Here is a 21,359-nt window from a genome sequence, read left to right on the forward strand (position 1 = left end):
TCTCCTCCCCCTAGGGGTGGCGGCTCGCGGTGGCGCCGCGCTCCGCCGCCCCCGCGGGGTCGTGGTGTGGGGGGGGGGCTCCGTCGCCGCCCACCCCCCCCCACTCCGATGTCGTTCTACGGATGGGTGGTTGGGGTTGCCGTGGGGACGGGACGGTGCCGGTCGCCCCGCCGGGCGACGAGGGGGTGGGCCCAGGCGAGCAGCGCGAGGAGGAGCACGAAGGGCAGAAGGGTGCAGAGGGTCGCGTGGCCCCCGGTATGGCGGGGTTCAGGAGGCATCGGGGGCGAGGTCGAGTTCGGCCCAGACGGTCTTGGAGTCGGGGTGGTGCGGGATGGTGCCCCAGCGGTCGCAGAGCGCGTCGATGAGGGTGAGGCCCCGGCCGGACTGGGCGTTGGGCAGATGGACGGTGGGGAGCAGGGGGAGCCGGTCGCCCCTGGGGTCACTGATGGCGATGCGCAAGGTGGTGCCCCGGCGCGCGGTGGTGGTGAGCGCGAGGTGCAGCTCGAAGCCGCGCCCCGGAACGCGGCCGTGCGTGATCGCGTTCGCCGCCAGCTCCGCGACGATCAGCAACGCCGAGTAGAACGGCTCGGTGTGCGCCGAGTGCAGCCCCCAGAGGGTGAGTTGACGTCTGGCGAGGCGCCGGCAGATCGCCGCACCCCGGGGAGTGGCGGCGAGGTGGGTGGTGTGGGTGCGGGGGCTGTCGAGCGGGATTTCGGTCGTCATGGGAGAAAAGCGTGACGGCCCGGACGTACCCTGACCATGCATCCGGCGAGTACGGAGAGTGCTTGTACCGGTGCGGACAGCTTTTTGTCTCGTGGCTCAATCACAGGCGGGGTGGTCGCGATGGGTACGGCGCGCAACAGCGACTCGGGCGAGGTCCGGACGGAACTGCCGGAGGACCTGACGGAGGTCTCGGACTTCTTCCGGGCGATCGGCAAGCAGATCAGACTCCTGCGGGAGCAGGCCGGACTGACGCGCAAGGAACTCGGGGAGTACGTCGGCTACGGGGAGCACCTGATCAGCGCGGTGGAGCGCGGAGTGCGCACCCCGCAGCCGGAGTTGCTGGTCGCGGTGGACAAGGTGGTCAAGGCCGGTGGGCTGCTGGCGATTGCGAAGGATGACGTGGTGAGCGCGCGGGCCAAGGCACGCGTGCGGCACCCGGCCTGGTTCCAGGGCTATGCGGGCTTGGAGCCGTTGGCTGTGGAGATCCACGAGTACAGCACCTTGCTCATCCCTGGGTTGTTGCAGACCGAGGCCCACGCGCGCGCCCTCTTCGGAATGCGGCAGCCGTTGTTGACCGAGGAGGTGATCGAGGAGCGGGTAACCGCGCGTATGGCTCGGCAGGAGATCTTGACGCGGTGGCCCAGGGCGATCTTCAGCTGGGTCATTGAGGAGAGCGTCCTGCAGCGCCCCTTGGGTGGGTGGGATGTCCATGAGGGGCAGCTTCGACGCCTTTTGGCTGTTGGAGGGATGCGAGGCATGGCCATCCACATCATGCCTACTGCCGGAGCTGATCATCCGGCACTTGGCGGACCATTCACGCTGATTACGCCCAAGGGGCGTCCGCAGAACGGGTACATCGAGGCTCAGCAAAGTAGTCGATTGATCACGGATCAGGAAGAAGTCCGTATTATGGGCGCACGATACGGCGCTCTCAGGGGGCAATCGCTCGACGTGAGGGAGTCCTTGGCCTTGATCGAGAAGATGCTGGGAGAACGATGAACGTGAAGTTGGCGTGGATCAAGAGCAGCTACAGCAGCAACGAGGGTGGTCAGTGCATCGAGGTCGCCGAGACCCCCGATGTCGTCCACGTGCGTGACTCCAAGGACAAGAGCGGCCCCCAGCTGGCGTTCGAGCCGGCCGCGTGGGAGGCGTTCGTTTCGTTCGCCGCCACTGCCGAGGTCTGACCGGACCTCCCCTCAACGGCCCACCGTCTGTCTGACGGCGGGCCGTTGGCGTACCGTCAGGAGGCATGGAACTGGTCTGGTTCAAGAGCAGCCACAGCACCAACGAGGATGCCAACTGCGTCGAGGTCGCCGAGACCGACGAGGCCGTCCTCGTGCGCGATTCCAAGGACTCGAACGGCCCGCACCTCACCTTCGAACTCGCCGCCTGGCGGGCATTCGTGGCCTTCGCGGCCAATGCCCGGGTCTGACCGAATATCCCCTACCCTTCCTCCATGCTTTCTGTGGTGGTGGCCCCCTGGGCGGGTGTGGCGGAGCCGGTGTTCGTGCGCAATCCGGACGTCCTGCACGACGCCGCGAGCACGATGAAGGTGGCCGTGCTCGCGGCGCTGTGGCGCAGCGGTGTGAACCTGGACGCCGACGTGCCGGTGGTGAACCACTTCGAGTCGGCCGTCGGCGGGGAGTTCGGCAACAACCAGAACTACGACAGCGACCCGTTGCCCTGGGAGTTGCTGGGCTCGCACGTCCCGCTCAGCCTGCTCGCCGAGCGGATGATCACGCACTCCTCCAACCTGGCGACCAACCTCTGTCTGGCCCGTACCACCCCGCGGGCGGTCGCCGACGTGTGGCGCCGCGCGGGTGCGACCCGCAGCTCCACCCCGCGTGGGATCGAGGACTACGCGGCGCGGGCGGTCGGCGTCAACAACCTGGTCAGTGCCCGGGACCTCGTCCGCCTGATCCGTTCCCTCGCCGACGAGCCGGAACTGCTCGGGCTCCTGGAGGACAACGACTTCCGGGTGGACCTCGCGGCCGGTCTCCCGCCGAACACCCGGATCGCGTTCAAGAACGGCTGGATCCCGGGTGCCCGGCACTGTGTCGGCCTGGTCCACCCCTACGACTGCCCGCCGTACCTGATCGCGGTCTGCTACACCGGCCCGCTCGCCTCCGGTGCCGACCGCGCCGACCCGGCCGCCCGTCTGCTGGCCCGGGTTTCGGCGGCGGTGTGGACGCGGCGTCATGAGATCTGCTCATCTGCATGAGCATGATGACCAGTTGATTGCGGTACGAACTCCAGGCATTCCACTCACGCTGTCGGGGGAGAGCCTGGGGGTGAGCCGAGGTGTCGTCGTGTCTGCGGATCATTGCCCGGCTGGTCACCGCGCTGGCGGTCACGGCCGCCTACGTCGCGCTCCAGCTGGCGATCGACGTGGCCATCGACGGGGCGGGCGGGCGTGAGGGGTCCGGCCTCGAAGCCGCGGCCGCCCGGTGGCTCGCGGTGGCGGCCCTGGTCCTGGCCTGGCCGGCCCTGTGGCTACGGCACCGTCGGCGGTCGGGGGCCGCGCAACTCGTGGGCCTCGTCAGCCGGTTCGCCCCGCTCCGGCCGCGGTGGAACAGGACGCTGCGGGTGGCCAACAGCATCGGTCTGATGCTGTTCGGGGCCGGGACCTACGCCGTCACCATGTCGGATCGGCGGGGCCACACCATGCCCATGGAGTCGCAGTTCCTCCTGATGTTCGGCGGCTTGGCGGCCACCGGGGCCGGTCTCCTGATCCTGCGTCGCACCCGCCCGTACGCGGGGCGCCCGGCGGCCCGGGCGCTGCTGCGGGACGGCCGGGAACCCGTGCTCTACCTGCGCAGTTTCGAGGACGACGAGATCGCCGCCCAGATCGAGGACGGCGCGGACTTCAACATCTACACGAGGGAGCAGCAGTTCGTCGGCGGGCTCGGGGCCTTCGGTCCCGTGATCACGGTCGGGCAGCCCGCGGAGCCCCTGCCGCGCCTCGGCGCCGCACGCTTCTACCTGCCGCCGGACGACTGGAAGCCGACGGTGCTGCGGCTGATGGACCTGTCCCAGCTCATCGTCCTGCGCCTGGGGCAGGGGGACGGGCTGTGGTGGGAGGTCGAGCAGGTGCGGGCCACCCAGCCGGCCGGGAAGCTGGTCCTGCTCGCGCCGGGTGGCCCGTCCGACCTGATGGCCCGGTTGAACGACCACCTGCCGACCCCGGTGCCGCTCCGGGAGCAGGGGCCGGACGAGCACTGGGTCTCCGCCGTCGTCGTCTTCGACGAGTCCTGGACGCCCCGGGTGTTCCCGGTGGGGCTCCGCCGCACGGGGTGGCGGTCCTGGATGCGGAGCTCGGGCCTCGGGGTGGTGGAGACGCCCACGCAGCACGTGGCCCGCGCGGCGCAGGCCGCCCTGGCGTCGGTGGGACGCCGCCGCCGGACGAGGCTCTGGAGGACCCGGCTCTCCTCGCAGTTGACCGCTCTGACCGGTCTCGGACTCGTGGTCGCGCTGGCCCTGGCGGGCTGGATCGCCTACCGGGCCGCGCAGTTGATCGCACTCTGGTGAACACGAACCCTGGGGGAAACATGGAGCATCCGCACCGAGCCGTCCCGCCCGCGAATGCCGACGGGGCCGAACCGGGCCGTACCGGGCCGTGACCGGCCTGAGCGTGGCCGTGACGGTCCTCGTCCTGCGGGCTGCTGTACAGCGTCCTGCTCACGGTGGCCGACTGGCGCGTCTACCTGGTCGTCGAGCACCTCCTGGCGGGCACGGCGACGATCGAGGAGGCCCAGGTCGCCGCCGACTTCTCAAACTTCTTCTCGTGGTGGAAGGGCCTGCCGGTCATCCTCGTGACCGGCGTGGTGTTCCTGTGCTGGCTGTGGCGGGCGAGGCTCAACGCCGAGTCGCTGGGCGGCCCGGGCAGCCAGCGCCGGGTCAGGGGGTGGGTGGTCGCCTCCTGGATGACCCCGGTGGCGAACCTGTGGATCCCGCACGTGATCGTGACGGACGTCTGGAAGGCCAGCGCGCCCCGGCGGTCGGCCCCCGGTGCTCTCCTCGGCGTCTGGTGGGGGCGTGGGTGATCGGCGGGTACCTGGGCCAGAGCTACACGTACCTGGCGATGAAGGACTCGCTGACGGAGGACGAGCTGCGCCGCGCCGTGTACCTGTCCACCGTCTCCACCGTGCTCTACGTGCTCGCCGGTGTGCTGATCCTCTACACCGTCCACCGGATCAGCACCTGGCAGACGCAGCGGCGCCCCGCACCGACCGGCTGAGCCGGCCGGAACGGGGCGCCCGGGCGCGCGATCCCGGCGTCAGTACGGCCGGACGAGGACGTGCGCGGCGCCCGGGATGCCGACCTTCAGCAGCTCGTCCTCCTCCGCCGACGTCGGCGTGCCGGTCTCCTGCTTGAGGACCGCCCGGGACAGGGCCTGGACCCACATGGCGCGTGGGCGGCGGCGCGCCTCCCAGGCGGCCAGGGCGGCCGGGACGGTGTCGTGGGCGTCCAGGCTCAGGGCGAGCACCAGCGCGTCCTCCACGGCCATCGCGGCGCCCTGGGCCAGGTGCGGGGTGGAGGCGTGGGCGGCGTCGCCCGCGAGGACGATCCGGCCGACGTGCCACGGCTCCTCGACTGTGACCTGGGAGATCCGCGAGTGGACCACGGCGGCCGGGTCGGTGACCTGCGCCAGCGCCTCGGCGATCGGGCCGCCGAAGCCGGCCAGGCGCTCGCGCAGCTGCTCGTGGGCGCGCTCCGGGTCCGGGCGGAAGTCCTCGGCCTCGGCGAACACCGAGCCCAGGTACATCAGTTCCTCGCTGATCGGGGTGAGCAGCGCCTTCGCCGCGGTGTTGCCGGCGGACATCACCACGCCCCGCACCTCGGGCGAACGCGGCAGCGTCACGCGCCAGTTGGCGAAGCCGGTGTACTCGGGCGCGTACGCCTCGCCGTACAGGTGCCGGCGCAGCGGCGAGCCGATGCCGTCGAAGCCGACGACCAGGTCGTAGCGGCCGGCGTGCCCGTCGGTGAGCGTGACGTCGACGCCCTCGCCGTCGTCGGTGACCGAGGCGATGGTGGTGCGGAAGCGCAGGGCGGCGCCGGCGGCGGTGGCCGCGTCGGCGAGGACGCGGGCGAGCGCGGGGCGCGGTATGCCGTTGTTGGACGGGGCATCGTCCATCCGGGGCTGCGGGATCTCGGCGAGGGTGGCGCCGGCCGGGTCGCAGATGGTCAGCACCTCCCACTCGAAGCCGACGGCCAGGCAGTCGTCCAGGACGCCGATCTCGCGCATCACGTGCAGGGCGTTGGAGGGCTGGATGATGCCGACGCCGAGCGCCTCCGGCTGCTCGCGCAGCTCGGCGACGTCGACGTGGTGGCCGCCGCGCTTCGCGAGGGCGGTGGCGAGGGTGAGGCCGCCGATGCCGCCGCCGTGGACGAGGACGCGCAGGGGTGTGGTCATGGTGTGGTGCTCCCAGAGAAGTGAGGTTCAGCCGGGGGACGGGTGCGGCCGAAGGGGGTCAGCCGGTTGGGGGTCGGCCGGTGGGTTGCGGCCGAAGGGGCGTCAGCCGGCGGGGGAGACGGCGGCGAGTTCCATCAGGTGGTCGACCAGGGCGAGCAGCAGGTCCCGGCCGAAGGTGCGCTCGCGCACGTCGCCGAGCAGCATCGGCACCTGCGGGTCGAGGTCGAGCGCGGCCCGGATCTCGTCGGGGGTGCGGGTGTTGGTGTTGTGGAAGCAGTTGATCGCGACCACGAACGGGATGCCCCGGCTCTCGAAGAAGTCGATGGAGGCGAAGCTGGTCTCCAGCCGGCGGGTGTCGGCGATGACGATCCCGCCGAGGGCACCGTTGACCAGGTCGTTCCACATGAACCAGAAGCGTTCCTGGCCGGGCGTGCCGAACAGGTAGACCACCAGCTCGGGGCTGACGGTGATCCGGCCGAAGTCGAGGGCGACGGTCGTGGTGTCCTTCTGGTCGACGCCGGAGAGGTCGTCGACGCCGATGCTGGCCCGGGTCAGGTACTCCTCGGTGCGCAGCGGGGTCACCTCGCTGACGGAGCCGACCAGGGTGGTCTTGCCGACGCCGAAGCCGCCCGCGATCAGGATCTTGACGGCGGCCGGGGCGGCGGCGGGGGCGGCGGTGTGGGTGGCGGTGGGGTGGGTGGCGGTGGGGTCGCCGATGGCGGAGTGGGGTGTTGCCATGTTCAGAGTCTCCGGAGTCCTTCGCGTACGGCCGTGAGCAGGCCGAGGTCCACGCCCCCGGCGGCCCGGGCCACCGACAGCGGCGCCCGGGCCTTCAGCAGGCCCTGGGCGACCAGGTCGCCCAGCAGGATCTTGGTGACCGAGACCGGAAGGTCCAGGCCGGCCGACACCTCGGCGACGGCCGCCGGACGACGGCAGCGGTCGAGGATCAGGCGGTGCTCGGGCTGGAGGCCGCGGGCACCGGCGCGGCTGCCCCGCGCCAGGGCCTTGGCGGCCTCCTCCTCGACCGTGGTGAGCACGGTGATGAGGGTGAGGTCGTCCCGCTCGGGCGCGGTGCGGCCGCGGGTGATCGTGTACGGGCGGACCATGCTGCCCGTCTCGTCCTCCGCGTCCTCCTCCAGCTCGCTCCAGTGCGGCACCGCGTCGCGCCGCCGGCCGTCGTCGCGGCCGGCCCCCCAGGCGTCGTTCCCGTACGGGCCCACCTGCGTCAGCCCCGGTTCCGGGCGGCGAAGACGTCGAACGAGGCGGGGGCGGCTGGCGCGGCCTCGGCGCGGGCCGGGGTGGTGAGCTTCTGGCCGACCTGCTGCACCAGGGTGTGCATCGCCACGGACATCACCTCGGCGTCCACCTCCTGGGAGGCGACCACGGCCAGGTGGGTGCCCTGGGCGGCGGCGATGATGAACAGCCAGCACTCGGCGAGCTCGACGATCACCTGGTGCACCGGCCCGCCGTCGAACAGCACCCCGACCCCGCGGGCCAGGCTCTGCTGGCCGGTGGCGACGGCGGCCAGGCGCTCGGCGTCGGCCCGCTCGATGGTGCGGGAGTGGCTGACGACGAGGCCGTCGTCGGAGAGCAGGACGGCGTTCCTGGTCCCGGGCACCGAGTCGACGAGTCCGTCCAGCAGCCAGTCCAGGTCCTGGTGGGTGGCGATCGTGCGGTTCATCACTGGTCATCCGTTCGTGTGGTTCGGGGGTCCGCGGCGGGCAGGGCCCAGGGGGAGGGGCCGGACGGGGGAGCCGGGGGACCGGAGGGGGCGGGGGGAGCCGGCCGGGTGAGGGCCGCGGGTAGCCGGTGCTCGCCGCTGTCCTGGGCCCGGGCGGCACGGGACTGTCGTTGGAAGGCGCCGATCGCCGCACCCGATCGCCGCACCGGGCGCTCGGCGCGCTGGAACGGGCTCGCGGGGGGCGGCACGGCGCCCTCGGCGGTGCCCGCGCCGACGACGTCGCCGACACCCTCGCCGGCGCCCGTGGCAGGGCCCTCTGCGGGGCGCTCGACCCACTGCGAGCCGGCCGGCGGGGGCACCCGCAGCTCGGCGGCCAGGCTGGCCTGCCGCACGCGCTGCGGCAGCGGCGGCTGCCCGCCCTCGGCCGGGCTGTACGGGACCGAGGTGGGGTACTCGCGGGTGCCGCGCCGCTCGGCCAGCCGGTAGTGATCGGCCGGGCGGTACTGCTCGTCGGCGTACGGCGCCTCGGCCTCGGTGACCCGGGCGTAGGCGATGTCCGGGTAGGCCGGGGTCTCGCGAGCGGGCGCCGGCTCGGCCGGGGAGCTGTGCTCGATCGGCTGCTCGGGCCGCACCGGCTCCTCGGACGGGAAGGGCTGCTGCTGCGTGGGCTGCTGCGCGGACACCGACGGCAACGGCGGGTGGGCGTCCTGGACCGGTGCCGGCAGGTACGGGGCGTCCTGGACCGGTGCCGGCAGGTACGGGGCCTCCTGCGCCGGGACGGGCGGGAGGACCTCGTGCGCCGGAGTCTCCTGGAACGGGGCCACGGGGGAGGGCGCCTCCGGGAACGGGGCCACCGGGAACGGCGCCTCGGGGAACGACGATTCCGGGGAGGGTGACTGCGCGAACGGCGATTCCTGGAACGGCGATTCCTGGAACGGGGCGTCCGGGACCTCCGGCGGCAGCTGCGCTACCAGCGGCAGCGGCACCGGCGCCGCCTGCGGGCCGAAGTCGCCCTGCCCGAAGGACTCCACCGGCGCGACCGGCGGTCCGGCCGGCGCCTGGACGGGCACGTCGTCCGAGGCCGACCGCACCGCCCGGCGCGAGCGCCGGACCAGCGGGATCGGCTCGGCCGTCGCGCCGACGACGCCGACGCCGCCGTCCGGCAGGCCGGCATCACCGTCGATGACCAGCTCGTCCGGAACGAGCACGACGACCCGGGTGCCGCCGAAGGCCGACGGGCGGAACTCGACCTTCAGCCCGTGCAGCGAGGCGAGGCGGGCCACCACGTGGAAGCCGAGGCGGATGTCGTCGGCCCGGGCCAGCACGTCCGTCCGCGGCGGACGGCTCATCAGCTCGTTCGCCGCGTCGTACTGCTCCGGGTCCATGCCGAGACCGCGGTCCTCGATCTCGATCGCGAGCCCGCGGCCGACGATGGCCGCCCGGACCTCCACCGGCGTGGGCGGCTTGGAGAAGGTGGTGGCGTTCTCCATCAGCTCGGCGAGCACGTGGGCGACCGGGCCGACCGCCCGCTCGGACAGCCACGGGTGGCCCTCCACGTCGAGCATGATCCGGCGGTAGTCCTGCACCTCGCCCTGCGCGGCGCGCAGCACGTCCAGCAGCGGGACCGGCTTGCGCCAGCGCCGCTGCGGCTGGCCGCCGGCCATGATGACGAGGTTCTCCTCGTAGCGGCGCAGCCGGGCGGTGAGGTGGTCGAGGTCGAACAGGCCCTCCAGGACCTCCGGGTCCTCGTGCCTGCGCTCCAGCTCGTCCAGCTTGCGCAGCTGGCGGCCGATCAACAGCTGGGTGCGGCGGGCGATGCGCTGCAGCAGCCGCTCGAAGCCGCGGTGCTGCTCGGCCTGGCCGACGGCGGCCGCCAGGGCGGAGGAGCGGGCCAGGTTGAGCGCCTGGCCGAGCCGGGCCAGCTCGTCGGTGCCGTTGCCGTGCGGGCCCTCGGTGATGGTGCGGGCCTCGGCCTCGACGTCCACTTGCTCGCCGCGGCCGAGGCGCTCGACCACCTCGGGCAGGGTGCGCTGCATCTCCTCGGCCTGGGTGTGCAGTTCCTTGATCCGGCGGCGCAGCGAGCGGCTGAGCCGCCAGGAGGCGATGACCACCGCGATGACCGTGATCAGGCCGACGACGGTGGTCAGTACGACCCGGGTCAGCAGGTGCAGGATGGCGCCCTTGCCGACCTCGACGATGCCGCTGGTGCGGGTCTCGATCGCCTTGATCAGCGCGGGGTTGACCTGGTCGAGCGCCTGGCGCCACTGGTCCTGGGCGGCGGGCAGCCTGACGGTGCCGTTGGCGTCGGCGGCGGTCGGCCTGGTCAGCTGCTGCTCGACGGCGGCCTTGGCCTGCCAGGCCGGACTGTTCATCAGGTCGTGCCAGGCGGGCGCCTCGCCGTCCGGGACGTACGGGACGACCTGCACGGTGAGCAGGTGGTCCTGCGCGCCGATGGCCTGCTGCACCGCCTGGTAGTCGGCGGTGCTGAGCCGGCCGGCGGGCCAGCCGCGGGCCAGGATGGCGTCCTCCCGGGCCAGCATCTCCTTCGCCCAGAAGGCGTTCACGAGGGTCTTGGAGATCCAGGTGACCTCGCCGGTGTCCACGTGGCTGAGCGCGGTGAACAGCCGCAGGTCGACCGCGATCAGGTCGGTGTAGTAGGCGTAGACGGTCTGCTGGTCGACCGCGCCGCGGTCCACGGCGGCGCGTTGCTCGGCCAGCTTGCCCATGGCCTGGCGGGCCTCGGCGACGGCGCTGCGCACCTCGTCGGGCGCGCTGTCGGCGGTCTCGCCGGACAGGGCCTGGAACTGGCGCACCGCGTCGTCGGTCGCCTGCCGCTGGCGGCGCAACTGGTCGGTGCCGGCGCCGGGCCGGGCGAGGGCCTCGGCGCTGAGCCGGCGCTCCTCCTGGAGGTTGTAGTAGACGATGTTCGACGGCTGGCCGGCCTTCTGGGCCAGGAGGCCCTGGGCGGCCTGCCGCTGGAAGTCGAAGACGGTCTCGCCGCTGGTGACCGCCCAGAGGGCGACCAGGGCGAGGCTGGGGACGACGGCCAGGACGAGAAGCGCCGTCCGCAGGGACAGGCGTGGACGCCTGCGGGGGCCCTTCGGCGTCGGGGGCCGCCGATTCGCACGCGCGCGCAGAGCAGACTCCTTGGGGCTGGCGGCCGGCCGGTGAGGGGCGGGCCGTCCGGGCACGGGCTTTTTGACGAAGCGATACTAGTCATACCGTGTGATTGGAGTGAAAGCCCGTTCGCTGCCTGAGCGGTGCTTGCACACGCATCCGACACAATGTCATTCAGTCATTGACTGTACGTATGCGGAGCAGGCCGATCCGGACTTGCTTGACACAGTGTCAACGACGCGCGCAGCCGGTGGATGGCCGCCGTGTGAAAACTGTGTGACGCCGAGGCCGGGCCCCGTTCGTCCGTCCCGATCGTTCGGTCGGGGGCAGGACGCTGCCGCACCGAGGCGCGCGACTGACGGATCGTCCGCAGCAGCTCGTCCCGGTGCTTCGCCGACTTCAGCCAGGCCGACAACCGCTCCATCAGACTCGACGGCCCGGGGGTCGCCGAGCGTTCACGCAGCCCGGCGGCGACGTGACCCTCCAGCGGATCGAGACGGGCCGGGTAGTCCGCCCACGGCACCCGGCCGCCGCAGGGCCGTGGTGTCGGGGTCGGGGTCGGTGGCACGGAGTGGCGGTGGGGCGGTGGGGCGGTGGGGCGGTGACGCGGTGGGGCGGGGTTGCGGTCGGGGCGGTTGCGGTCGGGATGGTCATGGCGCGGGGTGTCCGGGGAGGTCGCGGCGTCCGGCCCGCTCGGGTGCGCGTCGGGTTCAGTCCGCCAGGAGGCGGGAGCGGGTGGCCTCCAGCTCCGCGGCCAGCACCCGGCCGGCGGCCTCCGGGTCGCCGTCGCGGACGGCGCGGACCAGGGCGGCGTGCGAGTCGTAGCCCTGGTTCGGGTCCTCGGCGCGGATGTCGAACAGGCCGACCAGGGTGACCAGTTGCTCGCGCAGCACCGGGGCGAACTGGGCGAAGAGGTCATCCAGCACGGGGTTGTGGGCGGCCGCCACGACGGCGGTGTGCAGGGCGATGTCGGCGTCGACGAAGGCGGTGTCGTCCGCCCCGCCCGCCGCGTGGCGGGCCGCCAGGGCCGCGTCCAGGGCGACGAGGTCCGCCTCCCTGCGGCGGGCGGCGGCGAGGCGGGCGGCCTGCACCTCGACCATCGTCCGCACCTCGTAGACGTGCGCGAGTTCGGCACGGCGCAGCCGGGCGGGCCAGTCCTCGGCGGGGCGGTCGGCGGTGACGAACACCCCGGAGCCCTGGCGGCTCTGCACCATCCCGGCCGCGGCGAGCGTGCGCAGCGCCTCCCGGACCGTCGAGCGGCCGACGCCCAGCTCCTTGGCCAGCGCCACCTCGCCCGGCAGCTTCCCGCCCACCGGCCACTGGCCGGCCCGGATCTGCTCCTCGATCCGCGTGGCGGCCTGTTCGGCGAGGGGGGAGGGGCGGAGCGGCGTCATCGGGCTCACCTGTCAGGTTGTCTGAGGACTTGTGTCGTGGTTACCCTACCCGGCATGCAGCCCTGGATCCTCCCCGCGGGGGGCCTTCTCCTTGGTGGCCGCAGCGGGGCATGACCGGACCGGCACCCCGCTGCGGGGCGCCGTCCTGCCGGTCACCGGTACGCGTCATGAGGAACCCGCATGATCTTCCCGACCCTGCACGCCCCCGCCGGGCCCGTCCCGGCCGACGCCCCCGCCTGGAACCCGCAGCGCGGCGGCGCCATGCCCTCCCACCGCTACCGCCCCGCCCACGAACGGGTCCACGTGCCCGCCCTGATGCGGCGCTGGCCCGGCCGGCGCATCGAGCGGGCGCCGCTGTGGGTGCCCGTCGACCTGCGGGACGGCAACCAGGCGCTCGCCGAACCGATGGACCCGGCACGCAAGCAGCGGATGTTCGACCTCCTCCTGGCCATGGGCTTCAAGGAGATCGAGGTCGGCTACCCCTCCGCCAGCCGGGCCGACTTCGACTTCGTCCGGCAACTGGCCACCACCCCCGGCGCCGTCCCCGACGACGTCACGGTCGTCGTCTTCACCGCGGCCCGGGCCGACCTGATCGAGCGCACCTTCGAAGCCGTGGCCGGCCTGCCGCGCGTCGTCGTCCACCTCTACACTGCGACCGCGCCGCTGTGGCGGGACGTCGTCCTCGGCAAGGAACGGGCGGAGCTGCGGTCGCTCATCACCGCAGCCGCCGCGCAGATGGCCCGGCTGGGGGAAGGACGCGACGGCCTGCGCTTCCAGTTCTCGCCCGAGGTGTTCAACCTGACCGAGCCCGACTACGTCCTGGAGGTGTGCAACGCGCTGACCCGGCTGTGGGACGCGAGCCCCGACCGGCCCGTCACCCACAACCTGCCGGCGACGGTCGAGACCGCGACACCCAACGTCTACGCCGACCAGATCGAGTACATGGACCGGCACCTGGAACGGCGGGACGCGGTGATCCTCTCCGTCCACCCGCACAACGACCGGGGCACGGGCGTCGCCTGCGCCGAACTCGCCGTGCTCGCCGGCGCGCAGCGGATCGAGGGCTGCCTGTTCGGCAACGGCGAGCGCACCGGGAACGTCGACCTGGTCACCCTGGCGCTCAACCTGCACACCCAGGGCGTCGACCCGATGCTCGACCTGTCCGACATCGACGAGGTCCGGCGCACCGTCGAGCACTGCAACCGGCTGCCCGTCCACGAGCGCCACCCCTACGCCGGGGACCTGGTGCACACCGCCTTCTCCGGCACCCACCAGGACGCCATCAGGAAGGGGTTCGCGCGGCACGCCCGGACCGCCGCCGAACTCGGCGTCCCCGAACGGGAGGCGCCCTGGTCCGTTCCGTACCTGCCGATCGACCCGGCCGACCTGGGCCGGGACTACGAGGCGGTGATCCGGGTCAACAGCCAGTCCGGCAAGGGCGGGATCGCCTACCTGCTGCAGACCGGGGAAGGCCTGGAGCTGCCCCGGCGGCTGCAGATCGACTTCGCGCGGATCGTCCAGCAGGCGACGGACGACAGCGGGCGGGAAGTGACGGGCGAGGAACTGTACGGGCTGTTCCGGGCGGAGTACCTGGACGAGGGATCCTCGCGGACCTGGCGGGTGGGTGACGACTGGGCCGAGGTCGACGGGCGGCGGGGCACCGGCGCCGGGCCGCTGGACGCGGTCGCGGACGCGGTCGGGGCGGAGATCCTCTCCTTCAGCGAGCACGCGGTGGGCTCCGGGCCGGACGCGGTGGCGTACGTCGAGGCACGGGTCGCCGGCCGGGTGGTGTGGGGCGCCGGACGGGACGCGTCCGTCCTCACCGCGGGCGTACGGGCGGTGCTGAGCGCGGCGGGCCGGGCCGCCGGTGCCGGTGCCGGTGCCGGCGCAGGTGCAGGTGCCGGTGTTGGTGCTCGCGCTGCCGGGGGACGGGCGGCCATGAGCGGGGCTCATGGGGTGACCTCATGAGGAAGCCTCATGGGCGGGCGCTCGTGGAAGCCCATGAGCGGGGCTCATGGGCCCGGGGTATGAACCGCACTCATGGCAGGCGCCATGAGCGGGGCTCATGGGCGCGGGGCATGAACGGCGCTCATGAGCGAGAGGCATGATGACCCGATGACGTCCTCCTCCCTCCCCGCCCGAAGCCTGGCGGTCGCCCAGGCGCTGGCAGCCGCCGGTGTCGCCGGTGAGATCGTCGTCCTGCCCGACTCCGCCCGTACGGCAGCCGAGGCGGCGGCGGCCCTCGGTTGCGAGGTCGGGGCCATCGCCAACAGCCTGGTGTTCCTCTGCGACGGCGAGCCGCTGCTGGTGATGACCAGCGGCGCCCACCGCGTCGACACCGACTACCTGGCCGAACAGTTGGGCTCGGGCCGGATCACCCGGGCGGGCGCCGACCGGGTCCGCGAGGCCACCGGCCAGGCCATCGGCGGCGTCGCCCCCACCGGCCACCCCGCCCCGCTGCGCACGGTGGTCGACACCGCCCTGCAGCGGTACGAGGTGCTGTGGACGGCCGCCGGGCACCCGCACACCGTCGTCCCGATGTCCTACGAGGAACTGCTGCGGGTGACGGACGGAACCCCGTCCGCCGTGACGGTGGACTGACCGCGGACCCGACCCGCCCCCGGAGCGCGATCCGGTCAGTGAGTCGGTCAGCGGGCCGGTGAGTGGGCCGGACCGCGGTCGGTACGGCGGCCCGGACAGCAGCCCGTCGTACGCGGCGGGCTGCTGTCCCGCACGGGGGATACTGACGCGATGCTGTTGACGTACATCGCCGAGCCGGCGGACGAGCCGCTGGACCTCGAACCGGACGACCGCCGGGTGGAGTGGGAGACCAACACCCGGTGGCTGAGCGCCGGGGCCGAGGACCGGCGGGCGTCGACGGTCGCCGAGGTGGTCGCCGCCTTCGAGCGGACGGCCCTGCTGCTCCGGGCCCGGGTCGGCGCGCTGGGCCACACCGGCCCGGCGACGTTCTACGTCCGGCACGACGACCGGTCCGGGCAACTGCGCTGCTCCACCGGCTCGGTGGGGCCGGAGAAGCTGCCGTTCGGCGGCGCGTACGTTCCGGTCGACGACCTCGCGCCGATCGTCGCCGACTTCCTGGCGGACGAGGAGCCCGGCCTGGTCAGGCTGACGGACGGCGACGGCGACGGCGCCCCGTGCGGCGAGAACAGCGAGAACAGCGAGAACGGCGAGGGCCCGGAGTTTCCGCCCTTCCCCGTCCGGGTCCGCAGCGTCGCGGCGGCCGGGTGAGCCGGACTCAGGCCGGGTAGACGAGCGAGCCCAGCGGTGGGCACGGGACGAGCAGGGTGGAGAGTCCCGGCCGTTCGACGAACGCCCTTGCCGCGGCTGCCTGTTCGCGCCGGGTGTCCAGGACGTCGGCGTGCCAGGCGTCGTGGCGGGCGCCGGGGTAGTCCCAGGTGTCGTCGATGAGGCTGAGGCTGGTGTTGCCGGAGCTGCGGCTGACGTCCGCGTTCCAGGCGGCCCGGCGGAGCGCGGTCTGCACCGCGGTGAGTTCGAGGCGGGCGCACAGGATGCCGGGGGTGTCGGGCACCCGGGTCGGCAGCGGGGCCTGCGGGAGGAGGGACACGCCGGTGTCGCGGCGGCCGATGTTGTCGACGCTCGCCTGGGTGGCCTCCTGGGACATGATCACCACTTCCCGGTGCAGCCACTGGAGTTCGTCCAGGTCCGCCATGGTGATCCGCATCCGCTGGTACGCCCCGCGGAAGCGGGGATCGGCATGGTGCGGCAGCAGGGCGGGCGCGTGCAGCTCCAGGCAGTCGTTGTACCCGGCCGTCACCGCGGCGTCGAGGTGGTGCAGCGCCTGGTCGACCTGCCGGTGCTTGAGCGCCAGGCCGGTGAGGCCCGAGTACCCGGAGGCGACCAGCCAGCCGGCGTCGGGGCCGAGGGCCAGGGCACGCCCGATGACGTCCCGGAAGCCCGCGACGTTGCCCGCGTCCTGCCCGGGGGCGCCCGCGGCCGGACTGCTCATGCTCGCCACCAGCAGGTCGTGGACGCGGGCGGCGAGCGAGCTGACGGTGTCGACCATGGATGTCCTCGGAGCTCGGTGGAGAACGGGAAGGCGGGGCATGCCGATGGGGCGGCCGGCACGTCCGGGAGGAGCGCGGCGGCACGGTCGGGACGACGCTAACGCCTGTGGGGCGTCCGGCGGTAGGCGTACGGGAGGTCCCGCACCGGCCCCCGCTCCGGCCTCCTGTCCCGGCCCCCGCTCGTGTCCTGCCCGGGCCCCCGCTCGTGTCCGGCCCGGGCCCCCGCTCGTGTCCTGCCCGGGCCCCGCTCGGCCCCGGTCAGTCCTCGGTGTGCTCCAGCAGGGCCTCCTCGAAGTCCAGTCGCCGCACCAGCCGGCGCAGCAGTTCGTCGTCCACCCGGCCCGCGTCGCGCTGGGCGACCAGGGCCACGCGCTCCGCGTCGAGGGTCTCGCGGGCGAGCCGGCGGTACGCGGCGTCGACGGATTCGCCGGTCTCCTCGTGGACGGGTGAGCCCATCCGCTCCCACACGCCGTTGCGGCGGCGCTCCATCATCCGGCGCAGCCGGGTCTCCATCGCCTCCGGGACGCGGTTGCGCGGGTCCTCCAGCAGGTCGTCCAGGCGGGCTTCGGCCGCCTCGGAGGCCTCGTACTGGGCCTGGGCCTCGCGCAGCGTCTCGGTGGCCCGGTCCGGGGCCGGCAGCGGCAGGTGCCGCACCAGGGCGGGCAGGGTCAGTCCCTGGACCAGCAGGGTGCCGATCACCAGGGCGAAGACCAGGAACAGCACCAGGTCGCGTTCGGGGAAAGGGGCGCCGTCGTGCGTCGTCTCGGGGATGGAGAAGGCGACCGCCAGCGAGACCACCCCGCGCATGCCGGCCCAGGCGAGCACGACCGGGCGGGTCCACGCCGGACGGCCCTCCCGCTCCCGCACGCGCCGGCTCAGCATGCCCGGCAGGTACGCGGCGGGCCAGGCCCAGGCGAAGCGCAGCCCGATCAGCGCGAGCAGCAGCACCGTCGTCCACAGTGCCAGCTGCCCGGCCGAGTAGCCGTGCAACTGGCGTACCACCACCGGAAGTTGCAGTCCGATCAGGGCGAAGGCCGCAGACTCCAGGATGAACGAGACCATGCGCCAGACCGCCTCCTCCTGCAGTCGCAGGGCGAAGTCGACGCAGTTGGCGTAGTGGCCGAGGTAGAGGCCCACCAGCACGACCGCGATCACCCCCGAGGCGTGGAACGCCTCCGCCACCGCGTACGCCGCGAACGGCACCAACAGCGAGAAGGTGTTGGCCAGCAGCGGATCGCCGAGCCGCACCCGCAACTGCTGCAGCGGCCACATCAGCACCAGTCCCACCGCGGTGCCGCCCAGCGCCGCCAGCAGGAACTCGCCCACCGCGGTGCCGAAGGAGAAGCCCTCGCCGACCGCCGCCGCGACCGCGACCCGGTAGGCCGTGATCGCCGTCGCGTCGTTCACCAGGCTCTCGCCCTGCAGGATCGAGACGAGCTGCGCGGGCAGCCCCACCCGCCGGGCGATCGCGGTCGCCGCCACCGCGTCGGGCGGGGCGATCACCGCGCCGAGGACGAAGGCCACCGCCACCGGCAGCCCCGGGACGAGCGCGTGCGCCACCAGCCCCATCGTCACCGTGCAGAACAGCACGTAGCCGACGGAGTAGAGGGTCACGGCCCGCAGATTGGCCCGCAGGCTGGTGTACGAGGCGTCCTGGGCGGCCGTGTACAGCAACGGCGGCAGCACCAGCGGCAGCACGATCTCCGGGTCGAGCGAGTAGTCGGGCACGCCGGGCAGCTCCGAGGCGAGCAGGCCCGCCACCACCAGGAGCAGCGGTGCGGACAACCGGTACCGGCGGGCCGCGCCCGCGACCGTGGCACTGCCCGCCACCAGGAGGAACAGGGCGTTGGAGCCGATCATGGACATAGCGACACAGAACCATACGGGCCGGGCACGGCCCCGTACCCTGGAAGCCATGTCCCCCTCCCGTCCCTGCACCCACCTCGCGGAGCTGCCCAGCCCCGAGCCGGCGCCGCTCACCACCGGCTGCCCGCACTGCGAGCAGCTCGGACAGCGCTCCGTCGCCCTGCGCCTGTGCCTGCACTGCGGCTTCGTCGGCTGCTGCGAGTCCACGCCCGGCTACTGGTCCGCCGACCATCACCGGCGGACCGGGCACGCGGTGATCCGCAGCTTCGAGCCGGGGGAGAGCTGGCGCTGGTGCTTCGAGGACCGGCGACTGGTCTGACCCGCTCCCCGACCCGGACAAGTCCCCGGGCCCCGACCCGGACCGGCCCCGGGCCCGAGCAGGACGGGCCAGACGGGTCGGACGAGCAGGACGAACACAACGAGCAGTCCGAGCCGGACGGCCCGGCGCGGCGGCAATCCGGTGGCCGCCGGCCGATAGGGCGGGTCAGGATGCGGGCATGGACGCCGCATTCACCCTGGCCTGGCAGCGAGCTGCCGGGCTGGTCGCCCCCGAGGATCTGCCGATGGCCGCCGCCCACCTGCCGGCCGCGGGTGGGGATTCGCCCGCGCTGCGGGACCTGGCCGGGCGCGGCGGCGCCGAGCCCGGTGCCGAACTCGTGGCGCTGCTCCGGGAGTCGATGGACGAGCTCGGCGTCCCGGTGCCCGACGACGACCTCGCCGAGCGCTGCCTGCTGCGCCACACGGCGGCCCGGCCGGCGGCCGGGGAGATCGCCCCGGAGGACGCCGTCGGCACGGTCCGGAACGGGATCGGGGAGAACGCCGACGAGGTGGAGTGGCGGTTCGCGGCGGCGGTGACCCGGTCGTGCTGCCGGGACTGCCTCGGAGCGTGGGAGGAGGAGGCGTTCCGGGGGTGGGAGCGGGAGGTGGCGGCGACGGCCGCGGAGCTGGTGGCCGCCGACGGCAATCCGCTCACCGCCTCGTGGCGGCGCTGAAGGACCGTCACGCGACGGGTCCGTGGGGAGTGGGAGATCGTCCGGGCCGACCTCCCGCTCCCCACCACCCCCGGTGATCTTGATCACAGGGCCGTAACCTCCGCCCTTCCCGATCCTTGATCGCTTACATGACAGCGATAACCGCCGAACTCTCCCGCCTCCTCTACGGCCCCGACCGCGAACACGTGCACGGGCCCTGGCGCCGACTCGCCGCGGACCCCGCCATGCACCGTCGCCCCGAGACCCCGGAGGCCGAGCAGATCGCCGCCTCCTACCGGCGGTTGAAGCACCTCAACGCGCACACCGACCCGGCCGCGCTCGCCGCCGACCCGCGGCTGCTCGCCGCCCTGCACGAGTGGACCGCCGTGGTCGACGGCGGCCTCACCGTCCTCGCCGGCATCCACTACAACCTCTTCCTCGGCACCCTGCTCGACCACGACCCGACACCCAAGCGCCCCCTCGACGAGTACCTCCGGATGGACCGGACCGGCACCTTCCTGTGCACCGAACTCGGCCACGGCAACGACGCCGCGGCCCTGGAGACCGTCGTCGACTACGACCGCACCGACCGCAGTCTCACCCTGCACACGCCCGGCCCGTCCGCCCGGAAGTTCATGCCGAACACCGGGCCGGCCGGCGGCCCCAAGTCCGCGGTGGTCGCCGCCCGGCTGCGCGTCGACGGGCGCGACCACGGGATCCTCCTCGTCCTCGCCCCGCTCACCGGCGACGACGGCCGCCCGCTGCCCGGCATCACCGTCGACCCGCTGCCGCAGCGCCCCGGCAGCCCCGTCGACCACTGCCTCACGTCCTTCGACCGGGTCCGCCTGCCCTACGAGGCGCTGCTCACCGGCGCCCACGGCCGGCTCGCCGACGACGGCACGCTCACCAGCGCGCTCGGCAGCAAGCGGAAGCGATTCCTTGCCGCGATCGGCCGGGTCACCACCGGCAAGCTGTGCATGAGCGCCGCCGCGGCCGGCGCCGCGCGGGCCGTGCTCGCCACCGCCGTCCGGTACGCGCAGCACCGGGAGGTCACCGGGGCCCGGCCGGACCGGCGCATCCCGGTCTGGGCCCACCGCACCCACCACGGGCCGCTGCTGGAGGGCCTGGCCACCGTGTACGCGATGACCGCCCTGCACCGCGCCGCCGTGGACCGCTGGGCCGGGCGCGACCCGGCCGACCCCGAGGAGTCCGCCGCCGCCGAACGGCAGGTGGCCGTCACCAAGGGCTGGGTCACCTGGCGGGCCCGCGACCTGATCATCGAGGCCCGCGAACGCTGCGGCGCCCAGGGGCTGTTGCCCGTCAACGGGATCACCGCCTACGCGGCGGACATCGAGGGCACCGTCACCGCCGAGGGCGACAACCTCGCGCTCTGGGCCAAGGCGGCGGCCGAACTCATGCTGGAGCCCGAGCCCCCGGCGGCCGCCCCGGTCACGGGCGGCCTCGACGATCCCACAGTCCGTCAGGACCTGCTCCGGGCCGCTGCCAGGCTGCGGCTGGCCCGCGCCCGGACCCTCCTGCGCGGGGCACCCGCAGGGGACGGCCTGCGGCGGTGGAACGCGGCGGCGCCCGAGGCCCTGGCCGCCGTCACCGCCCGGGCCGAACACGACGCGGCCGACGCCCTGCTCGCCTGGGCCGACGCCGCGCGGGACGACACCGTCCGCGCGCTCCTGCTGGACCTGCACCGGCTGTTCACCCTGCGCCGGATCGACGCGCACGGCACGCTCCTGTTCGGTGCCGGGGAGCTGACGCCGGAGCGGGCGGCGGACCTGCACCGCCTGCAGGAACGATCCGTCGCGCGGCTGGCCGAGCACCCGCTCGCGCTGGTGGACGCCTTCGACCTGCCCGACGCCTTCTACGACCGTCGGCCGATCACCGGGCCCGCCTACCAGGAGGCCTTCGGCCCGACGGCCTGAGTCCGGCTCGGCGTTCCGGCTCAGTGCTCCAACTCGGCGTTCCAACCCTGCGTTCCGGCTCAGCGTTCCAGGGCGGCGACGGTCTCCCCGGTCAGCTCCCGCGCCCGGGCGAGCGGGGGCCCCCCGCCCCCCCCCCGGCCCCCCCCCCCCGGCCCCCCGGCCCCCCCCCCCCGGGCCCCCCGCCCCCCGGGGGGGGGGGGGGGCGCCGCGGCGC

At 73.7% G+C, this 21,359-nt stretch carries 22 protein-coding genes; 13 read left to right on the plus strand and 9 right to left on the minus strand.

What is annotated here, in order from left to right; translation table 11 throughout:
- Window positions 1-267: 267 nt before the first annotated feature.
- Window positions 268-723: an ATP-binding protein gene (locus tag ACFV0O_RS04930; protein ID WP_380336447.1), complete on the minus strand. Its 456-nt coding sequence runs from the start codon at window positions 721-723 to the stop codon at window positions 268-270.
- 120 nt (window positions 724-843) lie between these two features.
- Here ACFV0O_RS04930 and ACFV0O_RS04935 point away from each other — a divergent pair, with 120 nt between their 5' ends.
- The 7 genes from ACFV0O_RS04935 to ACFV0O_RS04965 all read left to right on the plus strand — a co-directional run bounded on the left by ACFV0O_RS04935 (window position 844) and on the right by ACFV0O_RS04965 (window position 4,960).
- A complete protein-coding gene (locus ACFV0O_RS04935; protein ID WP_380336693.1) occupies window positions 844-1,722 on the plus strand; it encodes a Scr1 family TA system antitoxin-like transcriptional regulator in 879 nt (292 codons plus the stop codon).
- Entirely contained in the window at window positions 1,719-1,907 is a 189-nt protein-coding gene (locus tag ACFV0O_RS04940; RefSeq protein ID WP_380336450.1) for a DUF397 domain-containing protein, read from the plus strand. Before ACFV0O_RS04935 ends, ACFV0O_RS04940 begins: the two co-directional genes overlap by 4 nt.
- Before the next feature lie 65 nt (window positions 1,908-1,972).
- The gene (locus ACFV0O_RS04945; RefSeq protein WP_380336453.1) at window positions 1,973-2,155 is read left to right on the plus strand and encodes a DUF397 domain-containing protein; all 183 of its coding nucleotides are present in this window, start codon (window positions 1,973-1,975) and stop codon (window positions 2,153-2,155) included.
- A gap of 24 nt (window positions 2,156-2,179) precedes the next feature.
- Window positions 2,180-2,944, plus strand: a complete 765-nt coding sequence (locus ACFV0O_RS04950; RefSeq protein ID WP_380336455.1) for a serine hydrolase — start codon at window positions 2,180-2,182, stop codon at window positions 2,942-2,944.
- 80 nt (window positions 2,945-3,024) lie between these two features.
- Window positions 3,025-4,251 (plus strand): transferase, encoded by a 1,227-nt coding sequence (locus ACFV0O_RS04955; RefSeq protein WP_380336458.1) that lies wholly within the window; start codon window positions 3,025-3,027, stop codon window positions 4,249-4,251.
- 155 nt (window positions 4,252-4,406) lie between these two features.
- Window positions 4,407-4,766, plus strand: a complete 360-nt coding sequence (locus ACFV0O_RS04960; protein WP_380336461.1) for a DUF4328 domain-containing protein — start codon at window positions 4,407-4,409, stop codon at window positions 4,764-4,766.
- Complete coding sequence (locus ACFV0O_RS04965) at window positions 4,763-4,960, plus strand: hypothetical protein (protein WP_380336463.1); 198 nt, start codon at window positions 4,763-4,765, stop codon at window positions 4,958-4,960. The genes ACFV0O_RS04960 and ACFV0O_RS04965 overlap by 4 nt, the downstream gene beginning before the upstream one ends.
- Before the next feature lie 39 nt (window positions 4,961-4,999).
- On the opposite strand, the gene ACFV0O_RS04970 is transcribed toward ACFV0O_RS04965, so the two are convergent.
- The 6 genes from ACFV0O_RS04970 to ACFV0O_RS04995 all read right to left on the minus strand — a co-directional run bounded on the left by ACFV0O_RS04970 (window position 5,000) and on the right by ACFV0O_RS04995 (window position 12,328).
- Window positions 5,000-6,136 carry an FAD-dependent monooxygenase gene (locus ACFV0O_RS04970; RefSeq protein ID WP_380336466.1) on the minus strand — a complete coding sequence of 379 codons (1,137 nt, stop codon included), beginning with the start codon at window positions 6,134-6,136 and terminating at the stop codon, window positions 5,000-5,002.
- 102 nt (window positions 6,137-6,238) lie between these two features.
- Entirely contained in the window at window positions 6,239-6,874 is a 636-nt protein-coding gene (locus ACFV0O_RS04975) for an ATP/GTP-binding protein (protein ID WP_380336469.1), read from the minus strand.
- Between the two features lie 2 nt (window positions 6,875-6,876).
- Window positions 6,877-7,356 carry a DUF742 domain-containing protein gene (locus ACFV0O_RS04980; RefSeq protein ID WP_380336471.1) on the minus strand — a complete coding sequence of 160 codons (480 nt, stop codon included), beginning with the start codon at window positions 7,354-7,356 and terminating at the stop codon, window positions 6,877-6,879.
- 5 nt (window positions 7,357-7,361) lie between these two features.
- A complete protein-coding gene (locus ACFV0O_RS04985; protein WP_380336474.1) occupies window positions 7,362-7,817 on the minus strand; it encodes a roadblock/LC7 domain-containing protein in 456 nt (151 codons plus the stop codon).
- Window positions 7,817-11,008 (minus strand): nitrate- and nitrite sensing domain-containing protein, encoded by a 3,192-nt coding sequence (locus tag ACFV0O_RS04990; RefSeq protein WP_380336475.1) that lies wholly within the window; start codon window positions 11,006-11,008, stop codon window positions 7,817-7,819. The genes ACFV0O_RS04985 and ACFV0O_RS04990 overlap by 1 nt, the downstream gene beginning before the upstream one ends.
- Window positions 11,009-11,644: 636 nt before the next feature.
- Window positions 11,645-12,328 (minus strand): FadR/GntR family transcriptional regulator, encoded by a 684-nt coding sequence (locus tag ACFV0O_RS04995; RefSeq protein WP_380336478.1) that lies wholly within the window; start codon window positions 12,326-12,328, stop codon window positions 11,645-11,647.
- Between the two features lie 180 nt (window positions 12,329-12,508).
- On the opposite strand from ACFV0O_RS04995, the gene ACFV0O_RS05000 reads away from it, so the two are divergent.
- The 3 genes from ACFV0O_RS05000 to ACFV0O_RS05010 all read left to right on the plus strand — a co-directional run bounded on the left by ACFV0O_RS05000 (window position 12,509) and on the right by ACFV0O_RS05010 (window position 15,577).
- On the plus strand, window positions 12,509-14,296 hold the full coding sequence (locus ACFV0O_RS05000; RefSeq protein ID WP_380336481.1) for a 2-isopropylmalate synthase: 1,788 nt from the start codon (window positions 12,509-12,511) through the stop codon (window positions 14,294-14,296).
- A gap of 147 nt (window positions 14,297-14,443) precedes the next feature.
- Entirely contained in the window at window positions 14,444-14,929 is a 486-nt protein-coding gene (locus ACFV0O_RS05005; protein ID WP_380336484.1) for a YbaK/EbsC family protein, read from the plus strand.
- Window positions 14,930-15,079: 150 nt separating this feature from the next.
- A complete protein-coding gene (locus ACFV0O_RS05010; RefSeq protein ID WP_380336486.1) occupies window positions 15,080-15,577 on the plus strand; it encodes a hypothetical protein in 498 nt (165 codons plus the stop codon).
- Window positions 15,578-15,584: 7 nt separating this feature from the next.
- On the opposite strand, the gene ACFV0O_RS05015 is transcribed toward ACFV0O_RS05010, so the two are convergent.
- Window positions 15,585-16,373 (minus strand): hypothetical protein, encoded by a 789-nt coding sequence (locus ACFV0O_RS05015; protein WP_380336488.1) that lies wholly within the window; start codon window positions 16,371-16,373, stop codon window positions 15,585-15,587.
- Window positions 16,374-16,632: 259 nt separating this feature from the next.
- A complete protein-coding gene (locus ACFV0O_RS05020; protein WP_380336490.1) occupies window positions 16,633-18,240 on the minus strand; it encodes a Na+/H+ antiporter in 1,608 nt (535 codons plus the stop codon).
- A 49-nt stretch (window positions 18,241-18,289) separates the two neighbouring features.
- On the opposite strand from ACFV0O_RS05020, the gene ACFV0O_RS05025 reads away from it, so the two are divergent.
- From ACFV0O_RS05025 to ACFV0O_RS05035, 3 genes are all read left to right on the plus strand, one after another.
- The gene (locus ACFV0O_RS05025) at window positions 18,290-18,559 is read left to right on the plus strand and encodes a UBP-type zinc finger domain-containing protein (RefSeq protein ID WP_380336493.1); all 270 of its coding nucleotides are present in this window, start codon (window positions 18,290-18,292) and stop codon (window positions 18,557-18,559) included.
- Window positions 18,560-18,737: 178 nt separating this feature from the next.
- Window positions 18,738-19,232 (plus strand): hypothetical protein, encoded by a 495-nt coding sequence (locus ACFV0O_RS05030; RefSeq protein ID WP_380336496.1) that lies wholly within the window; start codon window positions 18,738-18,740, stop codon window positions 19,230-19,232.
- 128 nt (window positions 19,233-19,360) lie between these two features.
- Window positions 19,361-21,145 (plus strand): acyl-CoA dehydrogenase, encoded by a 1,785-nt coding sequence (locus ACFV0O_RS05035; RefSeq protein WP_380336498.1) that lies wholly within the window; start codon window positions 19,361-19,363, stop codon window positions 21,143-21,145.
- Window positions 21,146-21,359: the final 214 nt, after the last annotated feature.

The sequence above is a fragment of the Kitasatospora sp. NPDC059577 genome, assembly GCF_042735475.1.
In the GTDB taxonomy this organism is placed as follows: Bacteria; Actinomycetota; Actinomycetes; order Streptomycetales; family Streptomycetaceae; genus Kitasatospora.

Bases quoted from the DNA above. Each gene is read 5' to 3' on its own strand.
- ACFV0O_RS05020 (WP_380336490.1), bottom strand. From the start codon at position 18,240: ATGTCCATGATCGGCTCCAACGCCCTGTTCCTCCTGGTGGCGGGCAGT.
- ACFV0O_RS05035 (WP_380336498.1), top strand. From the start codon at position 19,361: ATGACAGCGATAACCGCCGAACTCTCCCGCCTCCTCTACGGCCCCGAC.
- ACFV0O_RS05030 (WP_380336496.1), top strand. From the start codon at position 18,738: ATGGACGCCGCATTCACCCTGGCCTGGCAGCGAGCTGCCGGGCTGGTC.
- ACFV0O_RS04930 (WP_380336447.1), bottom strand. From the start codon at position 723: ATGACGACCGAAATCCCGCTCGACAGCCCCCGCACCCACACCACCCAC.
- ACFV0O_RS04950 (WP_380336455.1), top strand. From the start codon at position 2,180: ATGCTTTCTGTGGTGGTGGCCCCCTGGGCGGGTGTGGCGGAGCCGGTG.
- ACFV0O_RS04970 (WP_380336466.1), bottom strand. From the start codon at position 6,136: ATGACCACACCCCTGCGCGTCCTCGTCCACGGCGGCGGCATCGGCGGC.
- ACFV0O_RS04940 (WP_380336450.1), top strand. From the start codon at position 1,719: ATGAACGTGAAGTTGGCGTGGATCAAGAGCAGCTACAGCAGCAACGAG.
- ACFV0O_RS04975 (WP_380336469.1), bottom strand. From the start codon at position 6,874: ATGGCAACACCCCACTCCGCCATCGGCGACCCCACCGCCACCCACCCC.
- ACFV0O_RS04995 (WP_380336478.1), bottom strand. From the start codon at position 12,328: ATGACGCCGCTCCGCCCCTCCCCCCTCGCCGAACAGGCCGCCACGCGG.
- ACFV0O_RS04935 (WP_380336693.1), top strand. From the start codon at position 844: ATGGGTACGGCGCGCAACAGCGACTCGGGCGAGGTCCGGACGGAACTG.
- ACFV0O_RS05015 (WP_380336488.1), bottom strand. From the start codon at position 16,373: ATGGTCGACACCGTCAGCTCGCTCGCCGCCCGCGTCCACGACCTGCTG.
- ACFV0O_RS05000 (WP_380336481.1), top strand. From the start codon at position 12,509: ATGATCTTCCCGACCCTGCACGCCCCCGCCGGGCCCGTCCCGGCCGAC.
- ACFV0O_RS04945 (WP_380336453.1), top strand. From the start codon at position 1,973: ATGGAACTGGTCTGGTTCAAGAGCAGCCACAGCACCAACGAGGATGCC.
- ACFV0O_RS05025 (WP_380336493.1), top strand. From the start codon at position 18,290: ATGTCCCCCTCCCGTCCCTGCACCCACCTCGCGGAGCTGCCCAGCCCC.
- ACFV0O_RS04985 (WP_380336474.1), bottom strand. From the start codon at position 7,817: ATGAACCGCACGATCGCCACCCACCAGGACCTGGACTGGCTGCTGGAC.
- ACFV0O_RS05010 (WP_380336486.1), top strand. From the start codon at position 15,080: ATGCTGTTGACGTACATCGCCGAGCCGGCGGACGAGCCGCTGGACCTC.
- ACFV0O_RS05005 (WP_380336484.1), top strand. From the start codon at position 14,444: ATGACGTCCTCCTCCCTCCCCGCCCGAAGCCTGGCGGTCGCCCAGGCG.